The 10,350-nt window shown below is 71.2% G+C and carries 9 protein-coding genes and 1 pseudogene; all 10 read left to right on the top strand.

Annotated features, from left to right (window positions below; all coding sequences use genetic code 11):
• The first annotated feature begins 82 nt into the window (after window positions 1–82).
• The 10 genes and pseudogenes from KUM32_RS20590 (at window position 83) to KUM32_RS20545 (ending at window position 10,303) form a co-directional block, all read left to right on the top strand.
• Window positions 83–1,051, top strand: a complete 969-nt coding sequence (locus tag KUM32_RS20590; protein WP_217143381.1) for a complex I subunit 1 family protein — start codon at window positions 83–85, stop codon at window positions 1,049–1,051.
• 113 nt (window positions 1,052–1,164) lie between these two features.
• Window positions 1,165–1,635 (top strand): annotated as a pseudogene (locus tag KUM32_RS45340) (4Fe-4S binding protein); the annotation flags it as partial.
• Between the two features lie 275 nt (window positions 1,636–1,910).
• Window positions 1,911–2,591, top strand: coding sequence for an NADH-quinone oxidoreductase subunit J (locus tag KUM32_RS20580; RefSeq protein ID WP_217143380.1), 681 nt, complete (start codon window positions 1,911–1,913; stop codon window positions 2,589–2,591).
• Complete coding sequence (gene nuoK, locus KUM32_RS20575; RefSeq protein ID WP_217143379.1) at window positions 2,591–2,983, top strand: NADH-quinone oxidoreductase subunit NuoK; 393 nt, start codon at window positions 2,591–2,593, stop codon at window positions 2,981–2,983. Before KUM32_RS20580 ends, nuoK begins: the two co-directional genes overlap by 1 nt.
• Complete coding sequence (locus KUM32_RS20570; RefSeq protein ID WP_217143378.1) at window positions 2,980–4,974, top strand: NADH-quinone oxidoreductase subunit L; 1,995 nt, start codon at window positions 2,980–2,982, stop codon at window positions 4,972–4,974. The genes nuoK and KUM32_RS20570 overlap by 4 nt, the downstream gene beginning before the upstream one ends.
• 6 nt (window positions 4,975–4,980) lie before the next feature.
• Window positions 4,981–6,555 (top strand): NuoM family protein, encoded by a 1,575-nt coding sequence (locus KUM32_RS20565; RefSeq protein WP_217143377.1) that lies wholly within the window; start codon window positions 4,981–4,983, stop codon window positions 6,553–6,555.
• A complete protein-coding gene (locus KUM32_RS20560; RefSeq protein ID WP_217143376.1) occupies window positions 6,552–8,099 on the top strand; it encodes an NADH-quinone oxidoreductase subunit N in 1,548 nt (515 codons plus the stop codon). Before KUM32_RS20565 ends, KUM32_RS20560 begins: the two co-directional genes overlap by 4 nt.
• Window positions 8,100–8,362: 263 nt before the next feature.
• Entirely contained in the window at window positions 8,363–9,226 is an 864-nt protein-coding gene (gene htpX / locus KUM32_RS20555) for a zinc metalloprotease HtpX (RefSeq protein ID WP_217143375.1), read from the top strand.
• Window positions 9,223–9,636, top strand: coding sequence for a YccF domain-containing protein (locus tag KUM32_RS20550; protein WP_217143374.1), 414 nt, complete (start codon window positions 9,223–9,225; stop codon window positions 9,634–9,636). The genes htpX and KUM32_RS20550 overlap by 4 nt, the downstream gene beginning before the upstream one ends.
• Before the next feature lie 76 nt (window positions 9,637–9,712).
• A complete protein-coding gene (locus KUM32_RS20545) occupies window positions 9,713–10,303 on the top strand; it encodes an SMI1/KNR4 family protein (protein ID WP_217143373.1) in 591 nt (196 codons plus the stop codon).
• The last annotated feature ends 47 nt before the right edge of the window (window positions 10,304–10,350 follow it).

Genomic DNA, 10,350 nt, shown 5'->3' with positions numbered 1-10,350 from the left:
CCCCCGACGACCCAGGCACCCCCGACACCCCCGACGGCTCCGACACCCCCCGGAACCGCCCGTACTCCCCAGGAGGCCCGCAGTGAACGACGTGCTCGACGTCACCCTGCGCCTCCTCGTCGTCTTCGTCGTCTTCCTCACCTTCCCCTTGGTCGTCGGCCAGACCGAGCACAAGGTGATGGCCCACATGCAGGGCCGCCTCGGCCCGATGTACGCGGGCGGCTTCCACGGCTGGGCCCAGCTCGTCGCGGACGGCGTGAAGTTCGCGCAGAAGGAGGACGTGGTCCCCACCGACGCGGACCGCCGCATCTTCCAACTGGCCCCCGCCGTCGCCCTCCTGCCGTATCTCCTGGTCCTCCTCGCCATCCCCGTCGGCCCCGGCGAGGGCGCGGTCGGCCAGGTCGTCGACGCGGGCATCTTCTTCGTCCTCGCCGTCATGGGCGTGGGCGTCCTCGGCTCGCTCATGGCCGGCTGGTCCTCCGCCAACAAGTTCTCCCTCCTCGGTGGTCTGCGTACCGCCGCCCAGCTCCTCGCGTACGAACTCCCGATGCTGCTCACCGCCGCCTCCGTCGCCATGGCGGCGGGCACGGTCTCGCTCGTCGGCATCCTCGACGCCTTCGAGTGGTGGTGGCTGCCCTGGCAGATCATGGGCGCGATCGTCTTCTTCGTCGCCGGGCTGGCCGAGCTGCAGCGGCCCCCCTTCGACATGCCGGTCGCCGACTCGGAGATCATCTTCGGCGCCTACACCGAGTACACCGGCCTGCGTTTCGCCCTGTTCCTCCTCGCCGAGTACGCCGGGATCGTCGTCCTGTGCGGCCTGACCACCGTGCTGTTCCTGGGGGGCTGGCACGGCCCCTGGGGCGCCGACGGCCTCGGCTGGGTGTGGACCCTGCTGAAGACGGCCATCCTCGCCTTCGTCGTGATCTGGCTGCGCGTGACCTACCCCCGCCTGCGCGAGGACCAGCTCCAGAAGCTGTCCTGGACTCTCCTCGTCCCCCTCTCCCTCGCCCAGATCGCCCTCACCGGCATCGTCAAGGTGGTGATCCAGTAACCATGTCCCACCCGTCGCCCGACCACCGCCCCCCGACGACGCCCTCCCGGCGGACCCGCCTGTCGATCCCCGGCTCGGGCCTGGCCAAGGGCCTGGCCGTCACCCTGCGCACGATGACGAAGAAGACCGTCACCGAGCAGTATCCGGACGCCCAGCCCGATCTCCCGCCCCGCACCCGCGGCGTGATCGGTCTGTTCGAGGAGAACTGCACGGTCTGCATGCTGTGCGCCCGCGAGTGCCCGGACTGGTGCATCTACATCGACTCCCACAAGGAGACGGTCCCGGCGGCGACCCCCGGTGGGCGCGACCGCAGCCGCAACGTCCTCGACCGCTTCGCCATCGACTTCTCGCTGTGCATGTACTGCGGTATCTGCATCGAGGTCTGTCCTTTCGACGCCCTGTTCTGGTCCCCGGAGTTCGAGTACGCCGAGACCGACATCCGCGACCTCGTCCACGAACGCGACAAGCTCCGTGAGTGGATGTGGACGGTCCCGGCCCCGCCCGCGCTCGACCCCGGAGCGGAGGAACCGAAGGAACTCGCCGCCGCCCGCAAGACCGCCGACAAGCTGGCCGCCCAGCAGGAGGCGGCCCGGGCGAGCGGATCCCACGCCGACGAGCAGTCCCGCGCCGCCGAGCAGCCCACCCGCCCCATGGGGGACTCCAAGCAGCAGACGGACCAGCCGCGGCCCCCGGACCAGCCGCAGCCCCCGGACCGGCCGGGGCGTCCGGAGCAGCCGGGGCGTCCGGACCGGCCGGGGCGTCCGGAGCAGCCGGGGCGTCCGGAGCAGCCGGGGCGTCCGGGCCAGCCGAAGCCGGACGAGCCGAACGACCAGCCGAAGCCGGAGCAGGGAGGCCGGGAATGACCCTCGCAGCGACCGTCACCCGTCTCGCCGCTGGCTCCACGACCACGGCGGCCGAATCCCACGGCTTCCTCTCCCCGACCGGCGTCGAGATCGCCTTCCTCCTCGTCGGCCTGGTCACCCTCGGCGCCGCCGCCGTCACGGTCACCACCCGGCAGCTCGTCCACGCCGCCCTGTGGCTGGTGGTCGCCCTCGGCGGACTCGCCGTCGAGTACCTCCTGCTCACCGCCGAGTTCATCGCCTGGGTGCAGGTCCTCATCTACGTCGGTGCCGTCGTCGTCCTCATCCTGTTCGGCCTGATGCTCACCAGGGCCCCCATCGGCCGGTCCCCGGACGCCGATTCCGGCAACCGATGGGCCGCACTCACCGTGGCCCTCGCCGCCGCGGCGGCCCTGGTGTGGGTCGTCGTCGACGCCTTCCGCACCACCTGGATCGACCTGGACGGCCCGGCCGCCGGATCCACCGCCGTCACCGGAGCGAGCCTCTTCCAGAACTGGGTCCTCCCCTTCGAAGCCCTCTCCGTCCTCCTCCTCGCCGCCCTGGTCGGCGCCATCGTCCTGTCCCGCAAGGCCAAGGCGGTACGGGCAGCCGACGCGGCACGCACGGCCGACGCGGGCCGGGCGGCCGGTTCCGACCGCGAGACCGCCCCGAAGGGGTCCGGCAAGGGTGGTGTCCGCTGATGCACCTCGCCTATCCCGCCGTTCTCTCCGCTCTCCTGTTCTGCACCGGCCTGTACGGCGTCCTCGCCCGCCGCAACGCGATCCTGGTCCTGATGTCGGTCGAGCTGATGCTCAACGCCGTCAACCTCAACCTGGTCGCCTTCGACGTCTGGCTCAGCCGGGCCGCCGAGGAGACCCTGCACTCCGGCCAGGCCCTGACCCTGTTCACCATCGCCATCGCGGCCGCCGAAATCGGCATCGGCCTGGCGATCGTGCTCGCCGTCCACCGCAACCACGGCACCTCGGACATCGACAAGCTCCGCGACACCGCCGAGGGCCACGAACCGGACGCTCCGGACACCGACACCCCCGCGACCGGGACGGCCACCGAGAAGGCTGAGGCCACCGCGTGACCACGACCACCCTCGCCGTACTCGTCCCCCTCCTCCCCTTCCTGGGGGCAGCCGCCGGCCTCCTGCTGGGCCGCACCGCACCCGGCTTCGTCCGCCCGCTCGCCGTCCTGCCGACGCTGGCAGCCCTCGTCCTCGCCGTACTGGTCGCAGCGCGCCAGGGCGGTGACCAGGCCGTCGACGCCGTCACGGAGCTGACGCCCACCGGGTCGGTCCCCATCGAGCTCGCCCTGCACATCGACGGGTTCGCCGCCCTCGTCGCGGTCCTGGTCGGCACCGTCGCCACCTGCGTGCAGATCTACTCGACGGGCTACCTGCGCGACGACCCGCGCTACACCTCGTACGCCGCTCTCGTCTCCCTGTTCACCTCCGCGATGTTCCTCGTCGTCTACTCCGGCGACCTGATGGTGCTCCTGGTCGGCTGGGAGATCATGGGCATCTGCTCGTACTTCCTGGTCGGGCACTACTGGGAGACCCCGGAGGCGCGCGCCGCCTCCCTCAAGGCCTTCCTGGTGACCAAGCTCGGTGACGTCCCCTTCCTGATCGGCCTGCTGGCACTGGCCACCGACGTCGGCTCCTTCCGCATCACCAAGGTCCTCGGCGCGGTGGCGAGCGGCTCGCTCGATCATCCGACGCTGATCGCCCTGCTGCTCCTGGCCGGTGTCGCGGGCAAGTCGGCGCAGTTCCCGCTGCACACCTGGCTCCCCGACGCGATGGCGGGCCCGACGCCCGTCTCCGCGCTGATCCACGCCGCGACGATGGTCGCCGCCGGTGTCTACTTCGTCGCCCGGCTCCTTCCGCTCTTCGAGGCCTCACGGGCCGCGATGGTCGTCCTCGCCGTCATGGCCGCGGTCACGATGGCCGGCTCGGCGCTCGCCGCGCTCGCCCAGGACGACATCAAACGCGTCCTCGCCTACTCGACCATCGGCCAGCTCGGCTACATGACCGGCGCCCTCGCCGCCGGCGACCGCGGTGCGGCCGTCTTCCACCTCCTCACCCACGGCGCCTTCAAAGCGCTGCTGTTCCTCGCCGCCGGCGTGATCATCCATGCCGCCGGCACCAACTCACTGGCCGCCATGTCCCGCATGCGCAACCTGCGCGACCGCGTTCCGGACGCCTACTGGACGATGACCGTGGCGCTGCTCGCCCTCGCCGCGATCCCGCCCTTCAGCGGCTTCTTCTCCAAGGAGTCCGTCCTCGGGGCCGCGGAGCACGTCGCCACCGGCCACACGGAGCACGCGCCCGGCGCCGCGGGCTGGACCGTGCTCCTGGCCGGTCTGCTCACGGCCCTGCTCACCGCCGCGTACGCGACGCGCCTGTGGCTGCTGGCCTTCCACGGGCGGGGCGCCGAGGCCCCCGACCACGGCAGGCAGCCGGTGGTCATGAACGCCGTGCTCTGGGTGCTCGCCCTCCCCTCACTCGCCCTCGGCGGGCTCGCGTTCCGCCTGCTGCCCGACTGGTTCGACGGCCACGACCTCACCCCCACGCTCACCACCTCCGTGCTCGGCACGGGCGTGGCGCTGGTCGGCGGCATCGTCACCTACGCGGCCTGGCGCCACACCACCGCCCTCGCGGCCCGCTCCCCGCTGGGCGCGGTCGCGGCCCATCCGGAGGGTGACGCCGCCCTCGTGGAGGCCGCGGCCATCGCCAGCCACCAGCCCGCCTACGGAGACGTCGCCTACGCCACCGACCCCGCGGACCCCGGACGGCTCCTGCTGGGCCCCCTGCACCGGCACGCGGCCGTCGGCTTCCACCTGGACGCCGTGTACACGACCCTCTTCGTCCGCCCCGTGCAGGCCGGCGCGCGTCTCGTCCGGTTCCTCGACCGCGAGGTCGTCGACACCTACGTACGCGGGGCGGGCACCCTGCCCCGCTGGCTCGGGGCCGCCGTACGCCGTGCCCAGACCGGCAATGTGCAGACCTATGTGAGCGCGCTGCTCGCCGGCACCGTCGTCCTCGCGGTCGCCGCCGTCCTCGTCGCCACGGGAGCGTGAGCAGGCGTGATCGATATCAACGAGTCCGTGATGCAGTTCCTTCTGGCATTCGTCGTCGTCGGACCGCTCCTCGGCGCCGCCGCGGCTCTCCTGCCGGCCCCGCCCGGACTGAAGGGGAAGTCACCCGAGCAGGCGGTCCTGAGGCACGGTGTGACCGTGACCGGCGTCGTCCTCCTCGCCGCGATCGTTCTCGTTCTCGGTTTCGACCACGACCGTCCGTCGACGATGCAGGCTGGCACGGACATCAGCTGGATCCCCGCACTCGACGTGCGCATCCACCTCGGCATCGACGGCATCTCCCTCCCCCTGCTGGTCCTGACCGCGCTGCTGACGTTCCTCTGCGCGCTCTACTCGTACTTCAAGCCGCCCGCGGGCCCGGCCCCGAAGGCCTTCGTCGCGCTGCTGCTCGTCCTCGAGTCCGGCACCCTCGCGACCTTCGCCGTCCTCGACCTGATCCTGTTCTTCCTCGCCTTCGAGATGGTCCTCATCCCGATGTACTTCCTCATCGCCCGCTGGGGCGGCGAGGGACGGACCGGGGCCGCCTGGAAGTTCATCCTCTTCACGCTCCTCGGCTCCGTCGTCATGCTGCTCGGCCTGCTCCTGACCGGGATCACGGCGGGCACATTCGACATGGTGGCACTCGCCACTGACAACGGCCGGTCGCTGACCACGTCCGTGCAGGTCACCGCGGTTCTGGCGATCGGGCTGGGACTCGCGGTCAAGACCCCGATGTGGCCGCTGCACAGCTGGCTGCCCGACGCCCACACCGCCGCGCCGACCGTCGGTTCGGTCCTGCTGGCCGGCGTCCTGCTGAAGATGGGTACGTACGGGTTCGTCCGGATCCTCCTCCCGGTCGCGCCGGACGGCTTCCGCACCTTCGCGCCCTACCTCGCCGCGTTCGCCGTGGTCGGCATCATCTACGGCTCCCTCGCCTGCCTGGCCCTCGCCAAACAGGGCGCGAAGGGCGACCTCAAGCGCCTCATCGCCTACTCCTCCGTCGGCCACATGGGCTTCGTCCTGCTCGGCATCGCGACCATGACCCCGACCGGCGTGAACGGCGCACTGTTCGCCAACATCGCCCACGGCCTCATCACCGGCCTGCTCTTCTTCGTCGTCGGCGCGCTCAAGGACCGCACGGGCACCACCGACCTCGACACCCTCTCCGAGGACGCCGGAGCCGCCCTGTACGGCCGCGCACCGCGCCTGGGCGGCCTGCTCGCCTTCGCCGCGGTCGCCTCGCTCGGCCTGCCGGGCCTGGCCGGGTTCTGGGGCGAGATGCTGGCCCTGTTCGGCGCCTTCGACCCCCACGACGACCTCAGCCGTCCGGCCTTCCTCACCTTCATGGCCGTCGCCGCCTTCGGCACGTTGCTGACGGCCGCGTACATGCTGATCGTGGTCCGCCGCGTCTGCATGGGCGCCGTAACACGGGAGGCCCCGCAGCTCACCGACGTACGCACGTACGAGTTCGCCGCCTGGTCCCCGCTCGTCGCCCTCACCGTCGTCGCCGGGCTGTGGCCCAGGACTCTCCTCGGGCTGACCGACCCAGCCGTGCAGCAGCTCCTCTCTGGAGGCACCCGATGAGCTCCCCGGCCCAGCCCCTCGCCGAGACCCTGTCGCAGCCACTGGCCCAGAACCTCGTCCAGTCCGTCGACTGGCTCACCATCGCGCCGCCCACCATCGCGGCGGTCGTCGGACTCGCCGTCCTCGTGGCCGACCTGTTCGTCGGCGACGCCCGCAAGTCGCTGCTCGGCTGGGTGTCGGTCGCCGGTCTCGCCGCCTCCACCCTCATGCTGCTGCCCCTGGCCGACGGCGACCGCTCGACGTTCTGCCTGACCGGCGAGCCCGGCGTCTGCAGCTACACCGCGGACACCTTCACCCTCGCCATCCAGTTCCTGGTGCTCGGCGGCGCCCTCCTGACCGCCCTGCTCTCGGTCACCGCGGTGAGGGACGCCGACCGTGCACTCCCCGAGGGCGAGTTCTGGTTCCTGCTGCTCTCCTCGGCGGCCGGCGCCGCGCTCCTGCCGGCCTCCCGCGACCTCGCGACCCTCATCGTCGCCCTGGAGGTCGCCTCCCTGCCCGCCTTCGCCCTCGTGGGCCTGAGGCAGGGCGACCGCCGGTCCTCGGAAGCGGCCCTGAAGTTCTTCCTGTCCTCGGTCACCGCGACCGCGGTCAGCCTCATGGGCATCAGCTTCGTGTACGCCTCCACCGGCACCCTCTACCTCACCCAGGTCGCCGACCGCATCCAGCACGTCGACGGGCAGCTCACCACGCTCGCCCGGACCGGCGTCGTCCTCACCCTCGTCGGCTTCGCCTTCAAGACGGCCGCCGTCCCGTTCCACTTCTGGGTGCCCGACACCTACGTGGGCGCGCCCCTGCCGATCGCGGCCTACCTGTCCGTGGTCGGCAAGGCGGTCGGCTTCTCCGGCCTGATCCTCGTCACGGTCGTCGCCCTCCCGTCGTACGCCGACGTCTGGGGACCGGCCCTCGCGGCCCTGGCGGCGCTCACCATGACCGTCGGCAACGTCGGTGCCCTGCGCCAGCGCGCCACGCGCGCGTACAGCGCGGTCCGTCTGCTCGCCTGGTCGTCCGTCGGCCAGGCCGGCTACCTCCTGGTGCCGATCGCCGCCGCGGCGTACTCCGCCGACCCCGAGCGGTCGACCGGCTCGACCGTCGCCTACGCCCTCATGTACGCCGCGGTGAACCTCGGCGCTTTCGCGGTGGCCGCCTTCGTGGGCCGTACGAGGTCTTCGAACCGCGTCTGCGACTACCGGGGCCTGTACGCGTCCAACCCGCTGACCGCCCTGCTCCTGGCGTTCTTCCTGCTCTGCCTCGCCGGCCTGCCGCCCGGTGTCATCGGTCTCTTCGCCAAGGTCACGGTCTTCTCCGCGGCCGTCGACGCGGGCCTCGGCTGGCTGGCCGTCGTCATGGCCGTCAATGTGGTCGTCGCGCTGTTCTACTACCTCCAATGGACGGCGCTGCTGTTCCGCGCGCCGGAGGGCACGACCGTCAAACACCGCGTCCCCGCCCCCGTCACGGCCGCGATCACCCTGACCGCGGTCCTCGCCGTGGCCCTGTCCGGGGCACCCCAGCTGATCCTTCGCTTCGCCGACACCGGCCTCTTCTGAGCGACAGCGGTCTCGCGGTACGCGGGTGGGGGCACCCGCCTTCCACGCGTGCGTGCCGCCCGTCACGACCGTCACCCGTACGGACCACGCGTGCCTCCGCGGGCGCCGGGGAACTGGTGGCCGTCGCCTGGCGTTGACCAGTACGGAAGGGTCCACTGGACGTGAAGCCACGGCACCGGTGGCATCGAGGACCAGGAAGCAACCACAGCGAGCGAGACCAGCAAGCGAAGGGTTCCCCTGCCGCACCACTTGGAGGGCGTACCGTGCACCGCCGGCACAACGGGCTAAGGACCGCAGCACTCCTCGGGGGGCTGTCCGCACTCATCATCGTCATCGGCGGTTTCTTCGGCCGAGCGGGGCTCGTCGTCGCCGTCCTCGTCGCCCTGGGGACCAACGCGTACGCGTACTGGAACAGCGACAAGCTCGCGCTGCGCGCGATGCGCGCCCGCCCGGTCAGCGAGTTCGAGGCACCGGCGCTCTACCGCATGGTCCGCGAGCTCTCCACCCAGGCCCGCCAGCCCATGCCCCGGCTGTACATCTCGCCGACCGAGGCACCGAACGCCTTCGCGACCGGCCGCAACCCGCGCAACGCTGCCGTGTGCTGCACCGAGGGCATCCTGAGTCTGCTGGACGAGCGCGAGCTGCGCGGTGTCATCGGGCACGAGCTCAGCCATGTCTACAACCGCGACATCCTGATCTCCTCCGTCGCGGGTGCCCTGGCCTCCGTGATCATGTTCCTGGTCAACTTCGCCTGGCTGATCCCCGTCGGGCGGTCCAACGACGACGACGGCCCCGGTCTGCTGGGCATGCTTCTGATCATGATGCTCGGCCCGATCGCCGCGACCGTCATCCAACTGGCGATCAGCCGTTCCAGGGAGTACGAGGCCGACGCCTCCGGTGCCCAGCTCACCGGCGACCCGATCGCCCTCGCCGGCGCGCTGCGCAAGCTGGAACACGGCACCAAGCAGCTTCCACTGCCCCCGGAGCCCCGGATCGAGACCGCCAGTCACATGATGATCGCCAATCCGTTCCGTCCGGGCCAGGGGCTGTCGAAGATGTTCTCCACCCATCCTCCGATGGCGGAGCGGATCGCCCGGCTCGAAAAGATGGCAGGTCGACAGCAGTGAAGACCATCCTCAACGTCATATGGCTCGTATTCAGCGGCTTCTGGCTGTTCCTCGGCTACCTGGTCGCGGGCGTCCTGCTCTGCGTCACGGTCATCGGCATCCCCTTTGGAATCGCTGCCTTTCGCATTGGGGTCTACGCGCTGTGGCCTTTCGGGTACACGGCGGTCGAGCGCCGCGACGCGGGCGCGCCCTCCTGCATCGGCAACGTGTTGTGGCTGGTCCTCGCCGGCTGGTGGCTGGCCGTCGGCCACATCATCACCGGCATCGCGCTGTGCGTGACGATCATCGGAATCCCGCTCGGCATCGCCAACTTCAAGCTGATCCCCGTCTCCCTGCTCCCGCTGGGCCGCGAGATCGTGCGGACGGACCAGCCGTTCACGGCCACCGGCGGCACGCAGAGGACGTGGTAGGACCCGTCGTTCTCCACAACCGACGGGTTGTCCACAGGCCCGCCCGATTGTCAGTGGCGGCCTGCATCATGAACCCATGACCGAGATCGAGCAGTTGCTGGCACGGGTGGCCGCCAAGGCGCGCACCACCCGTCCGTGGGGCTGGACTTGCCTGCCCGAGCCCGCCGACGGGGCGACGCTGGCCCGCGCCGAGGCGGCCCTGGGCTTCTCCCTGCCCACGCTGCTCGCCGAGCTCTACCTGCGGATAGGGGACGGCGGTTTCGGCCCGGAGTACGGCTTGTTGCCCTTGCTCGACAGCCCGCCCGCCGGTGAGCCCGCCGCCGTCGCCCAGTACCTGACCAATCGTGAGGACGGCCTGAAGGACCCCGACTGGCCCTGGCCCGAGGGCGTCCTGCCGATATCCCACTGGGGCTGCGCGATGTACGCCTGCGTGGACTGCCGCTCCCCCCAGGCCACCGTCCTGCTCTTCGAGCCCAACGCCGGAGAAGCGGACCACGCCTGGTACGTCGACGCCCCGAGCCTCACGGACTGGCTGTGTGCCTGGGTCGACGGCACGGGCTGGTACGAGGAGGCCAACGAAGGACTGGAGCCGGCCCCGTGGTCCGACTTCGCCATACGTACGGCCGGAAGGCACACGACCGGCACAGCGCCCGCACGGGCCTCCTGAGGGGCAGCCGGCCGACAGGCTCCCGGCGTCGGAGCCACGCGCCGGGG

Source organism: Streptomyces sp. AC627_RSS907, from assembly GCF_019049165.1.
Note: the sequence above shows the minus strand (reverse complement) of the source record. Positions and strands in the feature narration are given on the sequence as shown.

What these genes read in the sequence shown, in the direction of transcription:
- KUM32_RS20545 (WP_217143373.1), top strand. Translation starts at nt 9,713, where the DNA reads ATGACCGAGATCGAGCAGTTGCTGGCACGGGTGGCCGCCAAGGCGCGC.
- nuoK (WP_217143379.1), top strand. Translation starts at nt 2,591, where the DNA reads ATGCACCTCGCCTATCCCGCCGTTCTCTCCGCTCTCCTGTTCTGCACC.
- KUM32_RS20560 (WP_217143376.1), top strand. Translation starts at nt 6,552, where the DNA reads ATGAGCTCCCCGGCCCAGCCCCTCGCCGAGACCCTGTCGCAGCCACTG.
- KUM32_RS20580 (WP_217143380.1), top strand. Translation starts at nt 1,911, where the DNA reads ATGACCCTCGCAGCGACCGTCACCCGTCTCGCCGCTGGCTCCACGACC.